Below are 21,746 nucleotides of genomic sequence, written 5' to 3'. Positions count from 1 at the left end.
GAACCTTTCCGGGCACAGCACTAGACCGACCCCAGGTGCTCCGGCGTCCTCCACCGGGGCGGGAGGGCTACTGCACGCTGAACTCGTGCGGGTGGGCCGGGTCCTGGGGGCAGGCGAAGACGTGGAGCTTGCCGTGGTTGCCGACGACCACCCCGGTCGGCGTGTGCGCCTGGTCCTCCGGCCGCTCTTCCAGCGGGATCCAGCTCGTGCCGTCGGACTGCCACTCGCGCGTGGCGATCGTCAGGAGCAGCTCCGTCGCCGAGCCGCAGGTGCGGCAGTGCATCGTCCCGGGGCCGGTGAGATTCCACGCGGCGTGTCCGCCCGCCTTCCAGCCCGGGGCGATGGAGAGGTCGCACTGGTAGCTCGGAAAGGCGTCGACGGCGCCGTTGCCGTCGCCCTCTGCCTCGGAGGCCTCGTACGCGGCTTCCTCCTGGGCGTCCTCCCACGCCTCGACGCGTTCGCCGAGGGCTCCGGTGAGCAGCTCGATGTACGGGTACTCGGTGACCCGCTCCGGGTGCAGCACGCAGGGGCTGGGCACGTAGCCGTCGGAGCCGACGGCGTCGGGCTCCGGCTGCTCGGCCAGGACCTCGGCCTCGCGCACCTCCGCGGCGCGGCGCCATCGCAGGTGCACGTACATGCCGGCCCCCGTGGGCCCGTGGGCGTCGAAGGGACACCAGAACACCTGGAGCAGATCGCCGCCGTCCGGACCGGCGGGCAGGTCCGGCACGTCCCGGCCGTAGAGCTGGGCCACGGCGAGCAGCGGCCGGGGGCCGGCCGCGGACGGGCCGCGTCCGTGCGGGGCCTCGCACACCGGCCACGGCTCGTCGGCGGGCCACAGAAGCGGCCCGCCGACGTGGCTGTCGCCTACCCCGGGCGACCCGGCGCGCGGGTGCAGCCGGGTCGCCGTACGGCGGTGGGAGGCCAGTTCGGGGAAGAGGGACTCCACGTCCAGCGGGCGCGGCGGCGTGGTGAAGCGCATGAGGCCGAATCTACAAGCCCGTCGGCATCGCCCCCGTCCGGGCCAGCCGCGCGTACCAGTGCGCGCTGGAGCGCGGGGTGCGCGCCTGGGTCTCGTAGTCGACGTGGACGATGCCGAAGCGCTTGCTGTAGCCGTAGGACCACTCGAAGTTGTCCATCAGCGACCACAGGAAGTAGCCCCCCACGGGGGCGCCGTCGGCCAAGGCGCGGTGGATGGTGGCGAGATGCGCCTCCAGGTAGTCGATCCGCGCCGGGTCGTGCACGTCCGGGGCGTACGCCGCGCCGTTCTCGGTGACCAGCAGCGGCAGGCCGGGCGCCTCGTGGGTGAAGCGCATCAGCAGGTCGTACAGGCCGGTCGGGTCGACGGACCAGCCCATGTCGGTCCGTTCCCCCGGGGGCTGGTGGAAGGCCACCGTGTCCGCCGCCGGCCAGGGGGAGTGCGCCGTCGCCCCGTGGCCGTCGGCGCGCGGCCCGTTGCCGTCGGGGGCCGCCGACACGACCGCCGGGGTGTAGTAGTTCACACCGAGGAAGTCCAACGGCTGGTGGATCAGCGCCTCGTCACCCGGGCGGACGAAGGACCAGTCGGTGAGCGCCTTGGTGTCCGCAAGGAGGTCCTGCGGGTAGGCGCCGTGCAGCAGGGGCCCGGTGAAGATCCGGTTGGCCAGGGCGTCGATACGGCGCTGCGCGTCCAGATCGGCCGCCGAGCCGGTCAGCGGCCGCACCGCGCTCGGGTTGAGCGCGATCCCCACCTTCGCCGAGGCGGGCAGCGCGGCGGCGGCCAGCCCGTGGGCCAGGTTCAGGTGGTGTGCGGCGCGCAGCGAGTCGGCGGGAGAGGTGCGGCCCGGGGCGTGCACCCCGGAGGCGTAGCCGAGGAAGGCGCTGCACCAGGGCTCGTTGAGCGTGGTCCACAGCTCCACCCGGTCGGCCAGCACCTGCGCGACCTGCGCCGCGTACTCCGCGAAGGCGTAGGCCGTCTCCCGCTCGGGCCAGCCCCCGGCGGCCTCCAGCTCCTGCGGCAGGTCCCAGTGGTAGAGGGTCAGGCAGGGCAGGATCCCGTGCGAGAGCAGCTCGTCCACGAGCGCGTCGTAGAAGCCGATCCCGCCGGAGCGCACCCGCGGCCAGGACACCGAGAAGCGGTACGCCCCGAGCCCCAGCTCGCCCATCAGCCGGACGTCCTGCCGCCACAGCCGGTGGTGGTCGACCGCCACCTCGCCCGTGTGACCGCCGTGCACCTTGCCCGGCGTGGCGCAGAACGTGTCCCAGATCGACGGCTCGCGCGAGGCGGCCGCGCCCTCGATCTGGAAGGCGGCCGTGGCCGCACCCCACAGGAATCCGTCCGGGAACCGCAGTTCCCGCGTGTCCGTCGGCGTGTTGGTCAACCCTTCACAGCTCCCTGCATGATGCCGCCGACGATCTGGCGGCCGAAGACGAGGAATACGAGCAGCAGCGGGAGCGTGCCAAGCAACGCGCCCGCCATGATGACCGACTGGTCGGGGATGTAGCCCCGGCCCAGCCCGGTCAAGGCCACCTGCACCGTCGGGCTGCCGTTCTGGGTCAGCGCGACGATCGGCCAGAAGAAGTCGTTCCAGGCCATGACGAAGGTCAGCATGGCCAGTACCGCCATCGCCGGCCGGGCCGCCGGGAACACCACGTGCCACACGATCCGCAGCGAACTCGCCCCGTCCGTGCGCGCCGCCTCCACCAGCTCCGCCGGCAGGGACTGCGCCAGGTACTGGCGCATGAAGAACACCCCGAAGGCGGAGACCAGGGTCGGCAGGATCACCGCCTGGAGCCGGTCGGTCCACGACAGCTGTGCGATCAGCATGTACAGCGGAACCACGCTCAGCTGCGGCGGGATCAGCATCGTCCCGACCACCAGCGCCATCAGCAGCCGGCGCCCCCGGAAGCGGAGTCTGGCGAAGGCGAAGCCCGCCAGGGTGGAGAAGACCACGGTGCCGGCCGCGACCGTGCCCGCGACGACCACGGTGTTCAGCAGGGCCGTGCCCATGTTGGCGTCGGTCCAGGCCACCTGGAGGTTGCGCCCCAGGTTCCCGCCGAACCAGAAGGGCGGCGGTGTCTGTGCCAGGCGGGTATTGCTCCGGGAGGCCGCGATGGCCGTCCACAGCAGCGGGAAGAGCGAGCCCGCGGTGAACAGGGCGAGCACCACATGGGTGAGCCGGCCCGCGCGCAGTGATCTCATCGGGAGGCCTCCCGTCCGCGCAGCAGCCGCGCCGCGCCCGCGATGACCAGCAGGAGCAGGAACATCGCCCACGCGATCGCCGAGGCCCGCCCCAGGTGCAGGTTCACCCAGCCCTGCTCGTACAGGTACAGCCCCAGCGTCTGGAACTGGTGGTCCGAGCCGCCCGTCGCGCCCGCCCCGCCGTTGAACAGCAGGGGCTCGCCGAACAGCTGCGTCGCCCCGATCGTCGACACCACGCAGGTGAAGAAGATCGTCGGCCGCAGCGAGGGCACGGTCACGTGCCGGAACTGCTGCCACCGCGAGGCCCCGTCCAGCGCCGCGGACTCGTACAGCTCGCCCGGCACCGCCTGCATGGCCGCCAGGTAGATCAGCGCGTTGTAGCCCGTCCACCGCCAGACCACGATGGTGGAGACCGCCAACTGGGAGGCGAAGGTGCCGTTCTGCCAGTCCACGGCGTCGAAACCGATCGCCGACAAGGCCCAGTTGACCATCCCGTAGTCCCGGCCGAAGAGCAGGACGAAGACCAGCGTGGCCGCCGCCACCGAGGTCGCGTACGGGGTGAGCACCGCGACCCGGAAGAAGGCCGAGCCGCGCATCTTGTAGTTCAGCAGATGGGCCAGGCCCAGGGCGATCGCCAGCTGCGGCACCGTGGACAGCAGCCCGATGGTGACGGTGTTGCGCAGCGCGTTCCAGAAGAACTCGTCGTCCCACAGGCGGGTGAAGTTCTTCAGCCCCACCCACGTCATGCTGTCCGGATCGGTCAGCTCCACCTGGTGCAGCGCCGCCCAGCCCGTGTAGAGCAGCGGGAACAGCCCGAATGCGGCGAAGAAGAGGAAGAAGGGCGCCACGAAGGCGTACGGGCTCCAGCGCAGGTCCCACCGGTAGCGGCGCGAGCGCCACACCTGGCGCCGGCCGGCCCCCTCCGCCGCCGGCCGCTGCGGGCCGACGGAGGAGGGGGACAGGACAGCCGTCTCGTCAGTCATCCGCGAGCACCGGCCCTCACTGGTCCAGGGCGTTGTCGATCGCCTTCACCGCGGCGTCCCAGCCTTCCTGCGGCGAACGTCCCTTCTGGTCGACCTGGAGCATCCCGATGTCCGCCAGGTTCTGCGCGATCACCAGGTCCTTCGGGCCGACCGCCGTCACCGGCACGCCCTCGGCGGCCTTCGAGAAGATCTCGCCGATCGGGGCGCCGCCGAAGTAGTCGTGCTTCGCGCCCGAGACCGCCGGCAGCTTGTACGCGGCGCTCGCGCTCGGGAAGCTGCCCCGCTTCTCGAAGAGCTTCGCCTGCTGCGCCGGCGCCGTCAGCCAGGCGGCCAGCTTCGCGGCCTCCTCGGCGTGCTTGCCCGCCTTCGGCACCACCAGGAAGGAGCCGCCCCAGTTGCTCGGCTTCGGCGCCGGCGCCACGTCCCACTTGTCCTTGCCCGCCGGGCCCGCCTTGTCCTGGATGTAGCCGAGCATCCAGGCCGGGCAGGAGACCGTCGCGAACGCGCCGTTGGCGAAGCCCTGGTCCCAGGTCGGGGTGAACTGCTGGAGTTTGGCGCTCAGCCCCTCCGTGGCGAAGGAGGCCGCCAGGTCGAAGGCCCCGCGCACCGCCGGGTTGGTCTTGTAGACGACCTTGCCCTGCTCGTCGTAGAACCGCTGGGCGCTGCTGCCGGTCACCGCCGCCATCACGCCCGACGCGGAGTCGACGAAGGCCTTCCCCTCCCCGGCCTTCGCCTTGTACGCCTTGCCCGCCTCCAGGTACTTGTTCCAGTCGCCCGCCCACAGGGCGCCGACCGCCGCCCGGTCGGTGGGCAGCCCGGCCGCCTCGAAGAGGTCCTTGCGGTAGCAGATGCCCTGCGGCCCGATGTCGGTGCCGAGGCCGACCGTGGCCCCGCCCTTCGCGGTGCTCGCCGTGCCCTGCGCCCACTTCCAGGGCAGGTAGGCGGCCTTGTCCACGCCGGGCGCCTTGCCGAGGTCGACCAGCTTGCCGGCCTGGGTGGCGGTGATCTCGGCGATGTTGTTGACCTCGACGGCCTGGATGTCGGCGAGCCCGCTGCCGGTGCCCAGGTGGGTGAGGAGCTGGGGGTAGTAGTTCTCGTTCCGCTCGATGGAGGTCTGCTCGATCCGGACTTCGGGATTCTGTGCCATGTACTCGTCGTAGAGCCCCGCCTCCTGGAGGCCGAAGGCCCCGAAGACCCCGACGGTGAGCGTGGTCTGCGCCTTCCCGCCGGCGGGGGCGCCCTTCTCGGGGGACTCGGCCGGGTCCTGCGCGCACCCCGCGAGCAGCAGGACCGCCGCGCCGAGCAGACCGGCCGTGGGGACAAGGTTTCTTCGGGCTCGCATCTGGGTCCTCCCTGAAGGACGGAACGTGCCGGGTGTCGTGTGACACAGTGTGGGAGCGCTCCCATCGTCGTCAAGGGGTAGATTCACAACCGGGAGGAAGCCATGAACGGTCAAGGGCGCGGTGGGGGACGGCCGACCCTGGAGGAGGTCGCGGCGCGCGCCGGAGTCGGGCGCGGCACCGTATCCCGGGTGATCAACGGATCCTCCAAGGTCAGCGAGCATACGAGGGCCGCCGTCGAGGCGGCCGTCGCCGAGCTGGGGTACGTGCCCAACCGGGCCGCCCGGGCGCTGGCCGCCAACCGCACGGACGCCATCGCCCTCGTGATCCCGGAGCCGGAGGCCCGCTTCTTCGCCGAGCCGTACTTCTCCGACGTGGTCCGCGGGGTCGGTGCCGCCCTCGCCGAGACCGACGTCCAGCTCGTCCTCACCCTGGCGGGCAGCGACCGCGAGCGCCGGCGCCTCTCCCAGTACCTGTCCGGGCACCGCGTCGACGGGGTGCTCCTCGTCTCCGTCCACGCCGGGGACCCGCTGCCGGAGCTGCTGGCCGAGCTCGGCATTCCGACGGTGATCAGCGGCCGCCGCTCCGCCGCGGAGACCCTGCCCTGCGTGGACTCCGACAACCTGGCGGGCGCGGCCGAGGCCGTACGCCACCTCCTCGGCCGGGGCCGCCGCGCGATCGCCACGATCACCGGACCCCCGGACGTCTACGGCGCCCAGTGCCGCCTGGACGGCTACCGGCAGGCCCTGGAGGCCGCCGGACACCCCGTCGACGAGCAGCTGGTCGCGGCCGGCGATTTCACCGAGGAGGGCGGCCGCCGGGCCATGCGCGAGCTGCTGGAGCGCCGGCCCGCGCTCGACGCCGTCTTCGCCGCCTCGGACGTCATGGCGGCGGGCGCCCGGCGGGAGCTGCGCGCGGCCGGCCGGCGGATACCGCAGGACGTGGCGCTCGTCGGCTTCGACGACTCGGTGGTGGCCCGGCACATGGACCCGCCGCTGACCAGCGTCCGGCAGCCGATCGAGGAGATGGGCCGGACCATGGCGCGGGTGCTGCTGGAGAGGATCGCAGGGGAGCCGGGCGAGGCGACCGTCGTCCTGCCCAACCGCCTGGTGGTCCGCGAATCCTCGTAGGACGCAGAAGGCCCCGGTCCGCTTTCACGGACCGGGGCCTTCTCACAGGGTGAGTGACGGGACTTGAACCCGCGGCCACCTGGACCACAACCAGGTGCTCTACCAACTGAGCTACACCCACCATGTCCGGTCGGAAAACCGACCGGCCGAAGAAAAGGGTACAGGGTCCGGGAGGGTGCTCGCTCCCCCCTTTCCCCGCACCCGTCTCCGGCGGTGCTACTCGGCGGGCACGACGTGCTTGGCGGCGATGCTCCGCGCCGTGTCCGCGTCGGGGCCGGGCTGCGGAACGAAGACCGCCTCCCGGTAGTAGCGCAGCTCGGCGATGGACTCCTTGATGTCCGCGAGCGCCCGGTGGTTGCCGTTCTTCGGCGGGCTGTTGAAGTACGCCCGCGGGTACCAGCGGCGCGCCAGCTCCTTGATCGAGGACACGTCCACGATCCGGTAGTGCAGGTAGCCCTCCAGCGCGGCCATGTCGCGCAGCAGGAAGCCGCGGTCGGTGCCGACCGTGTTCCCGCAGAGCGGCGCCTTGCGGGGCTCCTTGACGTGTTTCCGTACGTACGCCAGGACCTGGGCCTCGGCATCCGCGAGGGTGGTCCCCCCGGGCAGCTCGTCGAGCAGTCCGGAGGCGGTGTGCATCGCGCGCACCACGTCGGGCATGGTCTCCAGGGCCGCGTCCGGCGGGCGGATCACGATGTCCACGCCTTCGCCGAGCACGTTGAGCTCCGAGTCGGTGACCAGTGCGGCCACCTCGATAAGTGCGTCGTCCGTCAACGAGAGCCCGGTCATCTCGCAGTCGATCCACACCATGCGATCGTTCATGTGTCCCACCTTATGCGGTCGCCCCGGCAGCGGACCGCACAAGCGGAAGGTCCCCCATTCGGTGGTGACCGGTGGAGGACCTTCCGTGTCGTACCCGTGGTGTGGGTTACGCGTGTTCCCGCAGAACCCGGCCCGGTGAGTACAGCTCGGTCACCGACGGGCCGGACGCGGCCAGGGCCGCCGCCGCCCGCTGGGGTTGCGGAGTGCGCTGGTGCGGGACCGGGCTCTCCGAGAGCTGCGACACCTGTGCTTCGCCCTGCGGCCGACGTGCCCGGTAGGCCGTGCGGTAGGCGGCCGGGGAGGACCCCAGCTGCCGCCGGAAGTGCCCGCGCAGGGCGACCGGCGAACGGAACCCGCAGCGCCCGGCGACCTCGTCGACCGAGTAGTCGGAGGTCTCCAGCAGCCGCTGCGCCTGGAGCACCCGCTGGGTGATCAGCCACTGCAGCGGCGCGCTGCCGGTCAGCGAGCGGAACCGCCGGTCGAAGGTGCGCCGGCTCATGTACGCACGGGCCGCCAGGGTCTCCACGTCGAACTGCTCGTGGAGGTGTTCCAGCGCCCAGGCGACGACCTCGGCCAGCGGATCGGCGCCGATCTCCTCCGGCAGCGACCGGTCGAGATAGCGTTCCTGGCCGCCGGTGCGGCGCGGCGGGACGACGAGCCTGCGGGCCAGGGCCCCGGCCGCCTCGCTGCCGTGGTCCGTGCGCACGATGTGCAGGCACAGATCGATTCCGGCCGCGGTGCCCGCGGACGTGAGCACGTCGCCGTCGTCGACGAACAGCTCGCGCGGATCGACGTGGACGGACGGGTAGCGCTTGGCCAGCGTCGGCGCGTACATCCAGTGCGTCGTCGCGGGCCGGCCGTCCAGCAGACCCGCTGCGGCGAGCACGAAGGCTCCCGTGCACAGTCCGACGATCCGGGCCCCCTCCTCGTGCGCCAGACGCAGTGCGTCGAGCGCCTCCGGAGGCGGCGGTGAGGTGATGGAGCGCCAGGCGGGCACGACGACCGTCCCTGCCCGGGCGATCGCCTCCAACCCGTATGGCGCGGTCAGTTCGAGTCCGCCGGTGGTCCTGAGCGGACCGTCCTCACCGGCGCACACGAGTAGTCGATAGCGTGGAACTCCCGCGTCCTGCCGGTCGATGCCGAACACGGAAAGTGGAATGGAGCTCTCGAAGATCGGTCCGCCGCTGAAGAGCAGCACCGCGACGATCTCCCTGCGGCGACGCCCCGCGAGCTTCCGGCCGGCGTCTGTGACGACGGCGGTGGAATCCTGGCTCATGGCGCTAAGCCCCCCTTGGGTGTCGCGACTCCTTGGTCTGGTCGCACCTGCACGTTTCCCCTCGGCCTTGCACGTGGATCCCCCGCCGTAAAAACATGATCGAATCTACTGCGTCCCGTGGTGTCGGCGTGACAAGTTCAGCACGCAGCGCTATGTCGACTTCTCAACTTGGCGAAAAGCATTCGATCAGGAAGCGTTCCGCTCCGCTACCTGGATGGGAAGCACCCCGTCCGCCTGTGGCCAGTACCCGTAGGGTCGCGGTGCCCCCCGTGCTCTGTCGTCGCTGGTGGTAGGGGGGTTGGGGGGACATTCCGGCAAGGAGGGCACCCTGTCGGGAAGTTGGCTGAAAACATGCGGGTGTGGGTGTGCGAACAAGTCAGTCATGCGGGGAGATCGCGTCAGAGGCGCCGCAGCCGCGGTGATTCCCGGGCCCGCCGCGGGAGTGCCGGCCGCGGTGGCCGGACGGAAGCCGCTCTTCCGGCCGCACCCGGGCCGCGGCCCGCTCCGCCCGCTGCGTCCGCTCCGAGCAGCGCAGCAGCGCCCGGCACGCGGCCGTGACGGCGAACAGGCCGAGGGTCGCGACGGCGGCCCCGCCGAAGGAGGTCCCGTAGACGACGAGGACCACGGGGACGAGCAGGCAGCTGAAGGCGGCCCACCGGACGACGTCACCCGCGGGGTCCTCCTGGTGGTGTCTCGCGGACTGCACGGACGAGTGAAGAGGGGTGCGAGGGGGCGGGGTGAAGTGCGGGACGGTGTCGGCGTAGTGGACGGACTGCGTCGGCTGAGCTGGCTGGACGGGGTGAACCGGATGGCCGGGCACGGCGTGCTCCCTGCGGGCTCTTCCTGGACGGTCGGACTCATGCCCAACGCCGCTCGGCGGGGCTCGGTCACTGCGCGCACGGGTGGCGCGCGGGGCCATCGTCACTGCCTGTAGGGGGCAGCGGTCATTGCCAAGGCGGGCTCGCTCCGGCATGCTCCCTGGGACGCTCTCCAAGGGCGGCAAGCCCTGTGCAGGACAGGAGTGTCGCCGTACCCTGGTGGGTATGGGCTTGGGAAGATGCTTCCCGGACAGAGCTCCGTTACTCAGCGTCGCCGAATTTCGCCCCTGTTGCTTCCTCCAAGGACCTCTTCGCCGAGACACCCATGGCCGGTCACGAATTCTCCGAACCCGCGGACCGCAAGCGCAAACGCCTCGCCGACCCCGCGTCGGCCGCCGATGTGCGCGCGGTGGAACAGACACGCCTGCCCTGCGATCCGGCCTTCCGGCACGGGGTCGTCGTGGGATTCGACGGATCCACATCCAGCGAGCGGGCGCTCGCGTACGCGATCGGCATGGCCCGTCGCTCCGGATCCGGTCTGATCATCGTCCATGTCGCCAACCGGCTGCCCACCACCGTGTGGGCCGGCTGCGAGCCGCCCGTCTTCGTGGACGTGCCGGACCACCGCACCGAGGTGCTCGGACTGGAGCTCGCCTGCGCGGACTACCTGTCCGAAGTGCCGTGGATCCTGGTCGAGCGCGGTGGTGACATCTGCCATGAGCTGGAGGAGGTCGGCCGTGAGTATTCGGCCGATGCCATCGTGGTCGGCTCCACGCACGGAATCGTCGGCCGGATCTTCGGGTCCGTGGCGGGGCGGCTCGCCAAGCGGGCACAGCGACCGGTCGTTGTCATTCCGTGACCGCCTGTAAGGCGATTGTGCGGTTGTGCACCCGCGTAAAGGGTAGATAAATGCTGCTGGGACGCAGCAAACAACTGCAGATCGAAGGGAGCCCGCCGTGGACAATGGTGTCTCTGCGGGAAGCACGGCCTCGACTTCGACCCTCGGGCACATCGCCTTGGGTCTCACCCTTCTCGCATTCGGCGTCGGCCACACCGGTGTCATCGACGGAGTGTCCGCCGCCAATTCCGTATCGCTCGCGATGTACGTCGGCGGCGCGGCCCTGTTCCTCCTCGGACTCCTCGAGTACCGCGGCGGGAACGGGTTCAACGGCACCGCGTTCGCGGGCCTGGGCATCTTCTGGTTCACGTGGGCCAAGGGCGCGGGAGCTTCCGTCTCCGACGAAGCAGCCGGAACGTTTCTTGTCCTCTTCGCGATGCTCGCCCTGACCCTCACGGTCGCCGCGGCGAGCGGTCTGTTCAGCCAGGGCGTCTACGGCCTGCTGACCCTCTCCCTCCTCCTGCTGGCGATAGGCGCGTTCGCCGGCAGCGACGCTCTCGCCAAGGCCGGCGGCTGGGTCGCCGCCGTGTCCGGCCTGCTGGCCTGGTACGGGGCCACCGCGGCTCTGGCGCACTGGCCGATGGCGATGGGCAAGGCCCGGCGCGGCGCGGTCGCCGCGGGCTGAGCACCGGAGCGGAGCAGCAGGCGAAGACCCCCGGGCGCAGGGCGCACGGGGGTCTTCGTTGGTCCGGTCGTCACCCGGTGACTACTCGACGGTGACCGACTTCGCCAGGTTGCGCGGCTTGTCGATGTCCCGGCCCATGGCCAGGGCCGTGTGGTACGCGAACAGCTGGAGCGGGATGCCCATCAGGATCGGGTCCAGCTCGTCCTCGTTCTTCGGCACCACGATGGTGTGGTCGGCCTTCTCCTGCTCGCGGTGCGCGACCGCGAGGATCCGGCCGCTGCGGGCCTTGATCTCCTCCAGCGCCGCGCGGTTCTTCTCCAGCAGGTCGTCGTCCGGGACGATCGCGACCGTCGGCAGCGAGGGCTCGATGAGCGCGAGCGGACCGTGCTTGAGCTCGGAGGCCGGGTAGGCCTCGGCGTGGATGTAGGAGATCTCCTTGAGCTTGAGGGAGGCCTCCAGCGCCACCGGGTAGCCCCGCACGCGGCCGATGAACATCATCGACTTGGCCTCGGCGTACTCGGCCGCCAGCTTCTTGATGTCCTCCTCGCCCTTGAGGATCTCCTCGATCTGGGCGGGCAGCCGGCGCAGGCCCTCGATGATCCGCTTCCCGTCGGTGACCGACAGGTCGCGGATGCGGCCCAAGTGCACGGCAAGCAGCGCGAAGGCCACGACCGTGTTGGTGAAGCACTTGGTGGAGACGACGCAGACCTCGGGGCCGGCGTGCACGTACACGCCGCCGTCGGCCTCGCGGGCGATCGCGGAGCCGACCACGTTGACCACGCCGAGGACGCGGGCGCCCTTGCGCTTGAGCTCCTGCACCGCCGCGAGCACGTCGTACGTCTCGCCGGACTGCGAGACCGCGATGTAGAGGGTGTCGGGGTCCACGACCGGGTTGCGGTAGCGGAACTCGGAGGCCGGCTCGGCGTCGGCGGGGATGCGGGCCATGCCCTCGATGAGGCCGGCGCCGATCATGCCCGCGTGGTACGAGGTGCCGCAGCCCAGGATCTTGACGCGGCGGATGCCGCGCGCCTCGCGCGGGTCCAGGTTCAGGCCGCCCAGGTGCACGGTGGAGAAGCGGTCGTCGATCCGGCCGCGCAGCACGCGGTCGACCGCCTCGGGCTGCTCGGAGATCTCCTTGTGCATGTAGGTGTCGTGACCGCCCATGTCGTACGAGGCGGCCTCCCACTCCACGGTCTCCGGCGTGGCGGTGGTGGTGGCACCGCTGGTGGTGTAGGTGCGGAAGTCGTCGGCCTTGAGGGTGGCCATCTCGCCGTCGTCGAGGGTGACGACCTGGCGGGTGTGGGCGACCAGCGCGGCGACGTCCGAGGCGACGAACATCTCCTTCTCGCCGATGCCCAGCACGACGGGGGAGCCGTTGCGGGCGACGACGATGCGGTCGGCGAAGTCGGCGTGCATGACGGCGATGCCGTAGGTGCCCTCGATCGCCTGGACCGCCTCGCGGACCTTGCCCTCCAGGGTGTCGGCCTCGGAGCGGGCGATCAGGTGGACGATGACCTCGGTGTCGGTCTCGGACACGAAGACGATGCCGTCGGCCTCGAGTTTGGCGCGCAGCTCGGAGGCGTTGTCCACGATGCCGTTGTGGACGACCGCGACCTTGTTGTCGGCGTCGAGGTGCGGGTGCGAGTTGATGTCGCTCGGGGCGCCGTGCGTGGCCCAGCGGGTGTGGGCGATGCCGGTGGTGCCGGTGAAGCGCTTGGGGACGCGGGACTCCAGTTCTCGGACCCGGCCCTTGGCCTTGACCACCTTGAGGGCGGCGGCCTTCGGGCTGTTCACGACGATGCCCGCGGAGTCGTATCCGCGGTATTCCAGCCGCTGCAGACCTTCCAGCAGCAGCGGTGCCACGTCACGCTTGCCGATGTAACCGACGATTCCGCACATATAAGTGTTACCCCTCCTGAAGTTCCGGTGGCTCTCTCAGCCGTAGACGATGCGGCGCAACTGCCGGAGCGAGAGCTCCGGGGGCGCCACGGCGCGGTGCGGCAGTTCCGCCGCGATCCGCTCGAAGATCTCCGCGTTCACGGCGCCGCCGGACTGCAGTTCTCGGTGGCGGCGCCGGACGAAGTCCTCGGTCGTCTCGTCGAAGTACGCGAGCACGTCGAGCACCACCCGGGCGGCTTCGCCTCGCTGGAGCGAGGTGCTCCGCACCAGGTGTTCGACAAGATCGTCATGCGACGGGCGGCGGTCGAGCACCCGTAGATACTGACGGCTCAGGCCGCTGAGCGCAAAGATTCTGCCCGAATGCAGGCAGGATTACCTTGGTATGGACCAGCGGAATGGTGGGATCCGGTCAGAATCGGGACAAAATCCCGCGCCCTCCCATCGAATGTCCGCGTGCCGTCCTTCCGGATGATTTCCGCCCTTCAGGCGTTCCCACGGCCTCCGCGACGGCCCCCTTGGCCTATACCTGGCGCATGAGAGTCCTGCGACGCACGCTCGGCACCCTCCTGCTCCTCTGTGCGGCTCCGGCCCTCGCGACGGCCTGCGCCGCCGCCCGGGGGGACGACGCCAGACCCGGCGATGCGCCCCGCGCCGCCCCGGCCCCCTTCGAACGGCTCCTGCCGGCGCCCGCCTCCGCCCGCGCCGGAGGTCCCGGGTACGCCTTCGGGGCGGGCACGGTCATCCGGACCGGCCGCGGATCCGACGAGGAGGTCCGGAAGGTCGGCGAGCTCCTCGCGGAACAGCTGCGCGGCCCGAGCGGGCTGCCGCTCCCGGTGGTCGACGGGGCCGAGGGGGACGGGATCCGGCTCCGGATCGACGAGGAGGCCGAGGGGACCGGGGACGAGGGGTACCGGCTGGAGTCCGGCCCGACCGGGGTCACCCTCACCGCGCGGACCCCGGCCGGACTGTTCCACGCGGGCCAGACCCTGCGGCAGCTGGTGCCCGTGGCGGGCCCGGGAACGGTGCCGGGCGGGACGGTCACCGACCGGCCGCGCTTCTCCTACCGGGGGGCGATGGTCGACATCGCGCGGCACTTCTTCACGGTGGAGCAGGTGAGGAGGTACGTGGACCAGCTCGCCCAGTACAAGGTCAACACGCTGCACCTGCACCTGACCGACGACCAGGGGTGGCGCCTGGCGGTGGACTCCTGGCCGCGGCTCGCCCCGTACGGCGGCGGCAGCGAGGTCGGCGGCGGACCGGGCGGCCACTGGACCAAGGGCCAGTACCGGGAGCTGGTGGCCTACGCGGCGGACCGCTACGTGGACGTGGTCCCGGAGATCGACATGCCCGGGCACACGAACGCCGCGCTCGCCTCCTACGCGGAGCTGAACTGCGACGGGAAGGCGCCCGAGCGCTACACCGGCACCAAGGTCGGCTTCAGCTCCCTGTGCGTCGGCAAGGAGCGGACGTACGAGTTCATCGACGAGGTGCTCGGCGAACTGGCGGAGCTCACGCCGGGCCGCTACCTGCACATCGGCGGCGACGAGGCGAACTCCACCCCGGCGGCGGACTACGCGGCCTTCATGGACCGGGCCCAGGCCGTGGTGGGCCGGCACGGCAAGACGGTGGTCGCCTGGCACCAGCTGGCGTCGGCCCGGCCGGCGGCGGGCGCGGTGCTCCAGTACTGGGGCCACGACCGGACGGCCGCGGCGGAGAAGGCGGCCGTGGCGGCGGCCGCGAAGGCCGGGCATCCGGTGATCCTCTCACCGGCCGACCGGCTGTATCTGGACATGAAGTACGACAAGGCGACGAAGCCGGGGCCGGCGTGGGCGGGCTACGTCCCGGTGCGGCGCGCGTACTCCTGGGACCCGGGGGCCTACCTGCCCGGCGTGGCGGAGTCTGCGGTCCTGGGCGTCGAGGCCCCGCTGTGGACGGAGACGATCGCGAACCGGGCCGACTGGGAGCTGATGGCGTTCCCGCGGGTCCTGGGCCTGGCGGAACTGGGCTGGTCCCCGGCGGGGGCGCTCGGCTGGGACGCGTATCGGGAGCGGCTGGCCGCGCAGGGGCCGCGCATGGATGCCCAGGACATCACCTACTACCGGGACCCGGAGGTGCCCTGGCAGGGATAACTGGAGAATCTTTCTATAACTAGAGAATCTTTCTAGAAATAGCCTCCACAACCCGCCTCCTGCGGCTCACACTTGACGCATGACGGGTGGCGAGGAGTACTTCCAGCGGATCCACGAGGACGTCTTCCGGCGGGCGTGCGCCGAGGTGCGCACCCGGCGTGCGGTGGCGGAGGCGGTCTGGGTGTTCCGGTATCCGCGGCCGGATCCGCTCGGCTCGATCGTCTCCGTCAGCCTGGTGGAGCGCGGGACGGTGGCCGAACGGCTGGCCCGGATGGGCGCCGAATGCGCGGTGTACGTCCACGAGCAGCTCACCGCCGGCACGGGCCGGCTCCTCGTGGCGGTCGCCCTGTGGCCCCGGCAGGCGTTGTCGGCCGTACGGGCGGCCTCGTACGGGCAGGACGGCCGGCCGCCGGCCGAGATCGGCACGGCCGGCACCGGCCTGGAGGACCTGGACGTGCCGTGGCTCCACGCGTGCCTGCCCGCCGGGCACGCGGCCACGGCGGTGAACTCGGCGGTCCCGGCACCGGGGCCGGGACGGGCCGTCGGCGCGGCCGTGGGCATCGCCTGGTTACGGGGGTACAGGCGACGCCTGCGGTGACCCCGCCGAGGGGGGAGGAGAAGAGGGGAGGGCGCGGCCGCCGAGGGACCGTATGCGCCGGTGCGCGCCCTCCCCTTGGTCACCGTCGCGCGAAGGGCGCGACGGGGTTCTTGAGGGTGCCGATCAGCTGGAGGGCCGCCGCCGGGAGGCGGCGGTCGTCGCGGTGGCGAAGGCGGGGCACCCGCTGGTCCTGTCGCCGGCGGACCGGCTGTACCTGGACATGAAGTACGACCTGGCCGCGAAGCCGGGGCAGGCGTGGGCCGGGCTCGCCCCCGTCAAGCGGGCGTACTCCTGGAACCCCGGGGCCTACCTGGCCCGGGTGGCGGAGTCTTCCGTCGTGGGGGTGGAGGCCGCGCTGTGGACGGAGACCATCGCGACGCGGGGCGACTGGAAACTGATGGCGTTCCCGCGGGTGCTGGGCCTGGCGGAACTGGGCTGGTTCCCGGCCGGCGCGCTGGACTGGACCTCGTACCGCGTGCGCCTGGCCGCGCACGGCCCCCGGCTGGACGCGCAGGACATCGCGTACTACCAGGCTCCGGACGTGCCGTGGCCGTAACCGGAGCGGCGACGAGTTCGCTGCCGGCTCAGCGCCAGCAGTCGGTCTTGGCACCGTCGGCTTCCGACCCGGCCTCTATGTCGAAGTCGGCCTCCGAGGCGAACTCCGGGCCGACGCCGTGCCTGTAGTCCTGGCCGCCGACGCTTGGGGCGCCACACGCGCTGGTAAGGGGGCTGATACCAGGAGTATGGTCTCTTGTATGGCAACCAAAAAGGTGACAGTGACGATCCCCGAGGATCTGCTTGACGAGATCCGCGCGGAGGCGGCAGAGCGGGGCCTGTCGGCGTACGTGGCCGAGGCGCTGCGCTTCAAGCGCGACCGGGACCGGTTGCGGGAACTGGTCGGCTGGCTGGAGGAGGAACACGGCCCCGTAACCGAAGACGAGCACGCGGCAGCGTTGGAGGAACTGGAGGATCTGGACGCGGAGCACGAGCGCCGCCGCGCCGCCGCCGGAAAGCCCAGGGCCGGAGAGGCCGCGTGAAGAAGCGGCCGGGTGAGCACGGGCAACCGCCGCTGCGCATCTTCGTACTCGACTGCGAAGCCCTGTCCCTGGCTGTGCGCGGCGACCGGAAGATGATCGCCTGGCTCGACCTCGCGGCCCGGGGTGAGGCCGAGGTGGTGACCTCTCCGATGACGCTGGTCGAGGCATACGACGGCAGAACCACCGAGCAGCGCTGGGACTGGGTCCTCTCGCGCCTCAAAGTCGCCTACGTCGGGAAGGACGAGGCCCGCCAGGCTCGCCGACTCCTGGCCGACGCCAAGCTGCACGGCCACAAGTACGCGATCGACGCGGTGCTCGCCGTCATCGCGCGGCAGCAGATAGGGCAGGTCACCGTCTTCACCTCGGACGTGGACGACCTGGAGAGACTGGTCCCGGACTCGATCGTCGTCAGGAAAGTATGACGCGGGCCGGCGGCGCGAGGGTAGCGGCGTGCGTCACGGCGCGCTTCGGGAGAGCGTCCCGTTCGGGCTGTACGCGGTGAACACGGGGGCGCCGTCGGCCGGGGCCGGCTCGCCCACACCCACAGCCGGGACGGGTCGCCGGCCGGGCGGCAACCCGACCGCCACCGCCGCGTTCGTCACCGTTCTCAACGGCGCCCCTGCCCGAGCAGCGGGACCTTGTCCGCACGGGTGATCGATCTGCCACTCCTGGGGGTGGAACTCGCGTACCCAGTGGCGAGCGTCGAAGTCGGGTGGGACTCCAGGTTGTCGCCGTTCACGCGCGGTCCGAGCCGGGTACGCGACCGGACCCCGCGCCGGCGGCATGGGGGGCCGGCTGTCAGACGTCTGCGGACGCCGGACCGTTGACGGGCGTCGTCACCGCGACGCGCACCGCGCCGGTGGTCGAGCCTGCGACCTGTGCGATCGTGCCCTCTTCGGGGTGGCGGGCGACGACGGCGGGGGTGCCCCCACGCGTCGGCACGTGGCGCACGCTCCATCCCGCGCTCTGGAAGTACGCCTGCGTGCGTGCCAAGGCCCGTACCGTCTCGTCCTCCGGCAGCGGCTCGGTCGACCAGGTGTGATGGACCGAGGTCCCGGACTCGTCCCGGACCGTGCTGAGGCCTTCCCCGGGCTGCGCGGGCGCCGACCCGACCCGCAAGGCATCGTAGATCCGGCTGGAGTGGCCGAGGGCGCGATGCCGAGCGGGACCGTCGACCTGCAGGTCCGGGTCCTCCAGTGCGGCGGGGTCGGCCGTGGTCGGCGCCGAGGACTTCCCCGGCGGGAGGAAGCAGGGCGACCTCACCTTGAGGGTGGCGAGGCCCTCGCCCGTGGTGCGGTTCAGGACCCCGGTGATGCCTTCCATCCAGAAGTCGTCGGGCTCCGTGCGCATGCTGACCCAGGGAAACGGGCCGGACATATCCTCCTTGTCCGACGAGTTGTACTTGTAGCCCTGCTTCAGCCAGGCGTCTCGTGCCTGCAGCACGAGGTTCTTGGCCTCGGTCCCCGGAACCCCGGTCAGCTTGTAGAAGAGAGTGACCTGCAGCCGGTCGTCAGGGCCGTGGTCGTCCCTGGCGATGCAGGGTCCAACGGTCTCGGGGCCCGTACGCTCCAGCCCCGGCTTGGGAGACATGCCGTCCACCGCCTGGTGAATGATTTCCTCTGCCCGGTCGACCGCCTGCTGTTCGTTCATCGTGACCTGCTTCGGTGTCTTCCCGCCGGTTTCCTGTCCGTCCTCCTGCGCCCCGCACGCGGTCACCATGGTCGTCATGGCCAGCAGTGCGGCAGCCGGGATTACTTTCCGTAGATTCACGGCTGCCCTCCGGTAACGATCTTTGCCAGGCTGTTGAGGGGCTTGTCGTCCCAGTACTGGGAGTGCGCGGGCATCATGTCGCCGCCCGAGCCCGGAAGCTTCCCGCCGGGGACGTCGAAGACCACGCCGCCGAAGTCGTCGGAGACGGGGTCCGTTCCGTGGACGATCGAGTGGTCGTCGAAAAGCTCCATGTACGCCTTCGGGTTGAGGGGGGCCAGGGGGCCTGCCGGGGGCGGGGCGAGGTTGATGAGGTCGTTCTCGGCCGTGGCCGCGAAGACATGGTCCGGCGGGATGTTCAGGTCCCTCGCGTGATCCACCCCCACGCCCGGACTGCCCACCATGATCGCGTTGTCGACCGGCAGGTCTATGTGGGATCTCATCGTCTGGCCTGCCACCAGGGACCCATAGCTGTGACCCAGGAGTGTCTGGTTCACGTCGCGATGATTGGCTTCCTCGATGCCCTGCAGGAAGTTGCCCAGCGGCTCCTCTGCCTTGTCGGCCCACTTGGTCTCCGTCGCATCGGTCGCGATGGCCTGCGGGGCGTCGTAACCGAGCCACACGATCGAGGCCGTCGACCGGGCGGGATCCTGGCGCTCCGCCTCCATTCGGACCAGCAACACACATCCCGCGCCGTACAGGGTGCCTCATGAGTACCTGTACCTATGCGAATGAGTACCTGTCCCGCTAGTCAAAGTGATCTTGAGTTGTGGATCGCGGGGTGGTGATACGCCGCCGTGAACTGTCCGATGCCGAGTGGGAACTCGTGCAGCCGTTGCTGCCCCGGCCTGTGCTGGGGCGGCCTCGGCTGGATGACCGGACGGTGTCGGGGCCCCACTGAGACAGTGCATCCGTGGTGGCCCAGTCCGCATGGAGCCATGAACATCGGACTCATTCATCTACGGCCTGGAGGCCTTCAGGCCGTAGATGAAGGCGCCCCAGGCGGGGGCGGCGCAGCGGATGCCGGGGCGGGTGGTGTCCTTGCTGTCCCGGACGGCGAGTCCACCGTCGGTGGTCCCGGTTACCTCGACGCAGTTTCCCTGGTCGCCGCTGTAGCTGCTCTTGCCCCAAGTGGTGCCGGGTGCAGTGAGGGTACGCATGGGTGGTCCCCTCTCCGGGGTACGAGGGTCAGGCGCCGGGCAGTCCCTTGAGGCCGCCGATGAAGGCCCCCCATACCGGGGCGGGGCAGTGGAACCCTCGGCGGGTGGTGTCCTTGCTGTCCCGCACGGCCCGCCCGCCGTCCGCTGTCTCCGCCACCTCGACGCAGTCGCCCTGCTGGCCCGAGTGCGACGATCTGCGGTACGCGCTGACGATTTCTGCGGTCATGGTCTCTCCCGTGGTGCGCTACGCGTTCTTGAGCAACTGCCGGATGCGGTCTGCCGTCTCCTCGGAAGACAGTGCTGTGGAGCGTAGTCGGTCGAAGACATTCACGTAGAGGGCAAGATCGTCCGGCGCTTCGATCACCGAAGTGTTCGGCAGGTTCTCCACGGCGACGGCCTCTACGGTCGGTTCATCGCCGAAGGAGAAGCTGACGAATGGTCCGGCGACACCTGCTGCCCTGCCTGCCGACGCAGGCAGCATCTGAACGGTCACGTTGTAGCGGTCCCCGACTTCCAGCAGCCGACTCCACTGCGGACCGGCAATGGCCGGAACCGACGCGAGCGAAGTGATCGCCGGTTCCCAGATGACAGCAGCGAATTGGACCCCACCCTGCGCGATCCGCCTCTGGCGTTCCTGCCGCACCTGTACCAACCGGGCTGCCATATCCGCCGCGATGAACGTGGGACCGGACGTGATGACGGACTCGGCGTATTCGGCGGTTTGCAGCAGCCCTGGGATCAGCACCGGCTGCCACGAGCGGATGTACGTCGCTTCGTTCTCCAGCGTGATGTGGTCGGCGTAGTCCGGCGTGACTGTTTCTTGGAAGTCGAGCCACCAGCCACGCTGGTTTCCCGTCTTGGCCCAGCCCTCCAACCGTGCTCTTTCACCGGCATCTTGTACGCCGTAGCAGTCGAGAAGCGTGCGCACTTCGAGTGCCGATGCCGAGGTGAGACCACTCTCCAGGCGGCTGACCTTGGAGACCGACTTCAGGATCGCTTCTGCAGCAGTGGCCTGGTCGGCTCCCGCAGCCTCACGATGGCGCTTCAGGGCCGCGCCGAGTCTCCGACTGCGGACTGTAGGCCTCCCACCTGGGGGCATGGTGACTCCTCTCAACATCCTTGCCAGTCTGCCGGTTTGGCATGCGGTGCGGCCAGGGAACACCCACGAACGAGTGATTCGCAAGTTTGCGTTGCATCTTCTTGCGGCGGCGAGGATTGCGGCCCTACCGTGAAGCTGTGACGTACCGCATGTGAGTGGGTGCGGCGCGTGATTGGTGCTGAACGTGTAGACCCCCGCGACTGCGCTAACAGTCCGGGGGCGTGGCCAACGCTTACGAAGGAGCGTCAACGTGCTGCATTTTATCGGGCTGGTGCCACCGCTACGGCAGTGGTGGCGAAGGCAAGTGCTTGCGCTTGCCACCTACGGGATCGATCTCGGGCCCCGGGTCATCCACGGGCGGGCGGTGGCCCGGTGAGCGAACAGGAAGTAGTGGTGCGGCGGTGCCGGCGGGAGGCCGGGTGTGTGCCGCTCGCGCGGGCCGAACTACGCAAGGCGCTGACCGACTGGGGGCTCTCCGAGCTGGAGGGGGACGCCCTGCTCGTGGCCTCCGAGCTCGTGACCAACGCCGTGCGGCACGCCGTCGCTCCCCGCGACCGGGAGATCGAGACCCGGTACGTACGGCTCGGCAACGGCGTACGGGTCGAGGTGCATGACACCAGTCCCGCACAGCCCGTGGTTGGAACATCCCACCGGGACGGTGACGGCGGGCGTGGGCTCTACCTGGTGGCGGCCGTCGCAGACCGCTGGGCCGTCGGGGAGCGGGTCGGGCCCGGGAAGCTGGTGTGGGCCGAGTTGTCCGTGAAGGTGCCGTGGCGGCCTGGCTGCTGACCCCCGACCGGACCGGGAGCGAGGCGATCTACGAGGTCGAGTGCACCTCCTGCCTCGCCGGGTCCGGGCCGGCCGATGACGACGACGGGCCCGCCGTGTGGGCCCTGCGGCATGCGCGGCAGACCGGGCACACCGGGTTCCGGCGGATCGTCACCGATTTCCAGCGGGCCCTGGCAGCGGACTGAGAAACACGCGAGGCGTGTTCGCGAAGAGGGCCAGTCTGGGCTTCGCGGACACGCCTTGGTGCTATAGGGACGGGCA

At 70.7% G+C, this 21,746-nt stretch carries 25 protein-coding genes and 1 tRNA gene; 10 read left to right on the top strand and 16 right to left on the bottom strand.

The genetic code is table 11. The features are described from left to right. Positions 1 to 67: 67 nt before the first annotated feature. Genes J7E94_RS32575 through J7E94_RS32555 form a run of 5 tightly spaced genes read right to left on the bottom strand, consistent with a single transcriptional unit; the run spans position 68 to position 5,503 of the window. Positions 68 to 979 (bottom strand): hypothetical protein, encoded by a 912-nt coding sequence (locus J7E94_RS32575; protein WP_215020433.1) that lies wholly within the window; start codon positions 977 to 979, stop codon positions 68 to 70. 10 nt (positions 980 to 989) lie between these two features. Beyond that, on the bottom strand, positions 990 to 2,357 hold the full coding sequence (locus tag J7E94_RS32570) for a GH1 family beta-glucosidase (protein WP_215020432.1): 1,368 nt from the start codon (positions 2,355 to 2,357) through the stop codon (positions 990 to 992). Further along, positions 2,354 to 3,178, bottom strand: a complete 825-nt coding sequence (locus J7E94_RS32565) for a carbohydrate ABC transporter permease (RefSeq protein WP_215020431.1) — start codon at positions 3,176 to 3,178, stop codon at positions 2,354 to 2,356. Before J7E94_RS32565 ends, J7E94_RS32570 begins: the two co-directional genes overlap by 4 nt. Then, positions 3,175 to 4,161, bottom strand: coding sequence for a carbohydrate ABC transporter permease (locus J7E94_RS32560; RefSeq protein ID WP_215020430.1), 987 nt, complete (start codon positions 4,159 to 4,161; stop codon positions 3,175 to 3,177). Before J7E94_RS32560 ends, J7E94_RS32565 begins: the two co-directional genes overlap by 4 nt. Positions 4,162 to 4,177: 16 nt before the next feature. After that, positions 4,178 to 5,503, bottom strand: a complete 1,326-nt coding sequence (locus J7E94_RS32555) for an ABC transporter substrate-binding protein (RefSeq protein ID WP_215020429.1) — start codon at positions 5,501 to 5,503, stop codon at positions 4,178 to 4,180. Between the two features lie 102 nt (positions 5,504 to 5,605). Between J7E94_RS32555 and J7E94_RS32550 the strand changes: the two genes are divergently transcribed. Next, positions 5,606 to 6,631: a LacI family DNA-binding transcriptional regulator gene (locus tag J7E94_RS32550; protein WP_215020428.1), complete on the top strand. Its 1,026-nt coding sequence runs from the start codon at positions 5,606 to 5,608 to the stop codon at positions 6,629 to 6,631. A gap of 48 nt (positions 6,632 to 6,679) precedes the next feature. Here the strand turns inward: J7E94_RS32550 and J7E94_RS32545 are convergent. The 4 genes from J7E94_RS32545 to J7E94_RS32530 form a co-directional block, all read right to left on the bottom strand. Beyond that, positions 6,680 to 6,752 (bottom strand) — tRNA-His (locus tag J7E94_RS32545). A 95-nt stretch (positions 6,753 to 6,847) separates the two neighbouring features. Further along, positions 6,848 to 7,450: an oligoribonuclease gene (gene orn, locus J7E94_RS32540; protein WP_215020427.1), complete on the bottom strand. Its 603-nt coding sequence runs from the start codon at positions 7,448 to 7,450 to the stop codon at positions 6,848 to 6,850. 106 nt (positions 7,451 to 7,556) lie between these two features. Beyond that, complete coding sequence (locus J7E94_RS32535) at positions 7,557 to 8,726, bottom strand: helix-turn-helix domain-containing protein (RefSeq protein ID WP_215020426.1); 1,170 nt, start codon at positions 8,724 to 8,726, stop codon at positions 7,557 to 7,559. Positions 8,727 to 9,102: 376 nt separating this feature from the next. Next, positions 9,103 to 9,546, bottom strand: a complete 444-nt coding sequence (locus J7E94_RS32530; RefSeq protein ID WP_374224526.1) for a hypothetical protein — start codon at positions 9,544 to 9,546, stop codon at positions 9,103 to 9,105. Between the two features lie 323 nt (positions 9,547 to 9,869). Here J7E94_RS32530 and J7E94_RS32525 point away from each other — a divergent pair, with 323 nt between their 5' ends. Then, a complete protein-coding gene (locus J7E94_RS32525; RefSeq protein WP_215020425.1) occupies positions 9,870 to 10,403 on the top strand; it encodes a universal stress protein in 534 nt (177 codons plus the stop codon). A gap of 97 nt (positions 10,404 to 10,500) precedes the next feature. Further along, on the top strand, positions 10,501 to 11,067 hold the full coding sequence (locus J7E94_RS32520) for an acetate uptake transporter (RefSeq protein ID WP_215020424.1): 567 nt from the start codon (positions 10,501 to 10,503) through the stop codon (positions 11,065 to 11,067). An 81-nt stretch (positions 11,068 to 11,148) separates the two neighbouring features. On the opposite strand, the gene glmS is transcribed toward J7E94_RS32520, so the two are convergent. Next, positions 11,149 to 12,966, bottom strand: coding sequence for a glutamine--fructose-6-phosphate transaminase (isomerizing) (gene glmS / locus J7E94_RS32515; RefSeq protein ID WP_215020423.1), 1,818 nt, complete (start codon positions 12,964 to 12,966; stop codon positions 11,149 to 11,151). A 36-nt stretch (positions 12,967 to 13,002) separates the two neighbouring features. Further along, the gene (locus J7E94_RS32510) at positions 13,003 to 13,278 is read right to left on the bottom strand and encodes a hypothetical protein (RefSeq protein ID WP_215020422.1); all 276 of its coding nucleotides are present in this window, start codon (positions 13,276 to 13,278) and stop codon (positions 13,003 to 13,005) included. 221 nt (positions 13,279 to 13,499) lie between these two features. Between J7E94_RS32510 and J7E94_RS32505 the strand changes: the two genes are divergently transcribed. The 5 genes from J7E94_RS32505 (at position 13,500) to J7E94_RS32485 (ending at position 17,152) form a co-directional block, all read left to right on the top strand. Then, positions 13,500 to 15,095: a beta-N-acetylhexosaminidase gene (locus J7E94_RS32505; protein ID WP_215020421.1), complete on the top strand. Its 1,596-nt coding sequence runs from the start codon at positions 13,500 to 13,502 to the stop codon at positions 15,093 to 15,095. Between the two features lie 79 nt (positions 15,096 to 15,174). After that, complete coding sequence (locus J7E94_RS32500) at positions 15,175 to 15,693, top strand: hypothetical protein (RefSeq protein WP_215020420.1); 519 nt, start codon at positions 15,175 to 15,177, stop codon at positions 15,691 to 15,693. A gap of 52 nt (positions 15,694 to 15,745) precedes the next feature. Next, the gene (locus tag J7E94_RS32495; protein ID WP_215020419.1) at positions 15,746 to 16,249 is read left to right on the top strand and encodes a family 20 glycosylhydrolase; all 504 of its coding nucleotides are present in this window, start codon (positions 15,746 to 15,748) and stop codon (positions 16,247 to 16,249) included. Between the two features lie 199 nt (positions 16,250 to 16,448). After that, on the top strand, positions 16,449 to 16,730 hold the full coding sequence (locus tag J7E94_RS32490; RefSeq protein ID WP_215020418.1) for a ribbon-helix-helix domain-containing protein: 282 nt from the start codon (positions 16,449 to 16,451) through the stop codon (positions 16,728 to 16,730). Further along, positions 16,727 to 17,152 carry a hypothetical protein gene (locus tag J7E94_RS32485; protein WP_215020417.1) on the top strand — a complete coding sequence of 142 codons (426 nt, stop codon included), beginning with the start codon at positions 16,727 to 16,729 and terminating at the stop codon, positions 17,150 to 17,152. Before J7E94_RS32490 ends, J7E94_RS32485 begins: the two co-directional genes overlap by 4 nt. A 376-nt stretch (positions 17,153 to 17,528) precedes the next feature. Here J7E94_RS32485 and J7E94_RS32480 read toward each other — a convergent pair whose 3' ends face one another. The 5 genes from J7E94_RS32480 to J7E94_RS32460 all read right to left on the bottom strand — a co-directional run bounded on the left by J7E94_RS32480 (position 17,529) and on the right by J7E94_RS32460 (position 20,696). After that, positions 17,529 to 18,458 (bottom strand): hypothetical protein, encoded by a 930-nt coding sequence (locus J7E94_RS32480; RefSeq protein ID WP_251057567.1) that lies wholly within the window; start codon positions 18,456 to 18,458, stop codon positions 17,529 to 17,531. 38 nt (positions 18,459 to 18,496) lie between these two features. Next, positions 18,497 to 19,120 carry an alpha/beta hydrolase gene (locus J7E94_RS32475; protein ID WP_308345610.1) on the bottom strand — a complete coding sequence of 208 codons (624 nt, stop codon included), beginning with the start codon at positions 19,118 to 19,120 and terminating at the stop codon, positions 18,497 to 18,499. Between the two features lie 276 nt (positions 19,121 to 19,396). Next, positions 19,397 to 19,597, bottom strand: coding sequence for a DUF397 domain-containing protein (locus J7E94_RS32470; protein WP_215020415.1), 201 nt, complete (start codon positions 19,595 to 19,597; stop codon positions 19,397 to 19,399). Positions 19,598 to 19,625: 28 nt separating this feature from the next. Next, on the bottom strand, positions 19,626 to 19,823 hold the full coding sequence (locus J7E94_RS32465; RefSeq protein WP_215020414.1) for a DUF397 domain-containing protein: 198 nt from the start codon (positions 19,821 to 19,823) through the stop codon (positions 19,626 to 19,628). An 18-nt stretch (positions 19,824 to 19,841) separates the two neighbouring features. Continuing rightward, the gene (locus J7E94_RS32460; RefSeq protein WP_215020413.1) at positions 19,842 to 20,696 is read right to left on the bottom strand and encodes a DUF5753 domain-containing protein; all 855 of its coding nucleotides are present in this window, start codon (positions 20,694 to 20,696) and stop codon (positions 19,842 to 19,844) included. 423 nt (positions 20,697 to 21,119) lie between these two features. Here J7E94_RS32460 and J7E94_RS32455 point away from each other — a divergent pair, with 423 nt between their 5' ends. Together J7E94_RS32455 and J7E94_RS32450 are read left to right on the top strand one after the other, a co-directional pair. Beyond that, entirely contained in the window at positions 21,120 to 21,485 is a 366-nt protein-coding gene (locus tag J7E94_RS32455) for an ATP-binding protein (protein ID WP_374224525.1), read from the top strand. Then, complete coding sequence (locus J7E94_RS32450) at positions 21,467 to 21,670, top strand: hypothetical protein (RefSeq protein WP_215020412.1); 204 nt, start codon at positions 21,467 to 21,469, stop codon at positions 21,668 to 21,670. Before J7E94_RS32455 ends, J7E94_RS32450 begins: the two co-directional genes overlap by 19 nt. Positions 21,671 to 21,746 lie beyond the last annotated feature (76 nt).

Source organism: Streptomyces sp. ISL-94, from assembly GCF_018614075.1.
Lineage (GTDB): Bacteria > Actinomycetota > Actinomycetes > Streptomycetales > Streptomycetaceae > Streptomyces.
Note: the sequence above shows the minus strand (reverse complement) of the source record. Positions and strands in the feature narration are given on the sequence as shown.

Excerpts from the sequence above, each read along its gene's own strand:
- J7E94_RS32565 (WP_215020431.1), bottom strand. The coding sequence starts at position 3,178 with ATGAGATCACTGCGCGCGGGCCGGCTCACCCATGTGGTGCTCGCCCTG.
- J7E94_RS32480 (WP_251057567.1), bottom strand. The coding sequence starts at position 18,458 with ATGACGACCATGGTGACCGCGTGCGGGGCGCAGGAGGACGGACAGGAA.
- J7E94_RS32500 (WP_215020420.1), top strand. The coding sequence starts at position 15,175 with ATGACGGGTGGCGAGGAGTACTTCCAGCGGATCCACGAGGACGTCTTC.
- J7E94_RS32465 (WP_215020414.1), bottom strand. The coding sequence starts at position 19,823 with ATGACCGCAGAAATCGTCAGCGCGTACCGCAGATCGTCGCACTCGGGC.
- J7E94_RS32495 (WP_215020419.1), top strand. The coding sequence starts at position 15,746 with ATGCGCCGGTGCGCGCCCTCCCCTTGGTCACCGTCGCGCGAAGGGCGC.
- J7E94_RS32535 (WP_215020426.1), bottom strand. The coding sequence starts at position 8,726 with ATGAGCCAGGATTCCACCGCCGTCGTCACAGACGCCGGCCGGAAGCTC.
- J7E94_RS32575 (WP_215020433.1), bottom strand. The coding sequence starts at position 979 with ATGCGCTTCACCACGCCGCCGCGCCCGCTGGACGTGGAGTCCCTCTTC.
- J7E94_RS32470 (WP_215020415.1), bottom strand. The coding sequence starts at position 19,597 with ATGCGTACCCTCACTGCACCCGGCACCACTTGGGGCAAGAGCAGCTAC.
- J7E94_RS32525 (WP_215020425.1), top strand. The coding sequence starts at position 9,870 with ATGGCCGGTCACGAATTCTCCGAACCCGCGGACCGCAAGCGCAAACGC.
- orn (WP_215020427.1), bottom strand. The coding sequence starts at position 7,450 with ATGAACGATCGCATGGTGTGGATCGACTGCGAGATGACCGGGCTCTCG.
- J7E94_RS32550 (WP_215020428.1), top strand. The coding sequence starts at position 5,606 with ATGAACGGTCAAGGGCGCGGTGGGGGACGGCCGACCCTGGAGGAGGTC.
- J7E94_RS32555 (WP_215020429.1), bottom strand. The coding sequence starts at position 5,503 with ATGCGAGCCCGAAGAAACCTTGTCCCCACGGCCGGTCTGCTCGGCGCG.
- J7E94_RS32490 (WP_215020418.1), top strand. The coding sequence starts at position 16,449 with ATGGCAACCAAAAAGGTGACAGTGACGATCCCCGAGGATCTGCTTGAC.
- J7E94_RS32505 (WP_215020421.1), top strand. The coding sequence starts at position 13,500 with ATGAGAGTCCTGCGACGCACGCTCGGCACCCTCCTGCTCCTCTGTGCG.
- glmS (WP_215020423.1), bottom strand. The coding sequence starts at position 12,966 with ATGTGCGGAATCGTCGGTTACATCGGCAAGCGTGACGTGGCACCGCTG.
- J7E94_RS32460 (WP_215020413.1), bottom strand. The coding sequence starts at position 20,696 with ATGCCCCCAGGTGGGAGGCCTACAGTCCGCAGTCGGAGACTCGGCGCG.
- J7E94_RS32560 (WP_215020430.1), bottom strand. The coding sequence starts at position 4,161 with ATGACTGACGAGACGGCTGTCCTGTCCCCCTCCTCCGTCGGCCCGCAG.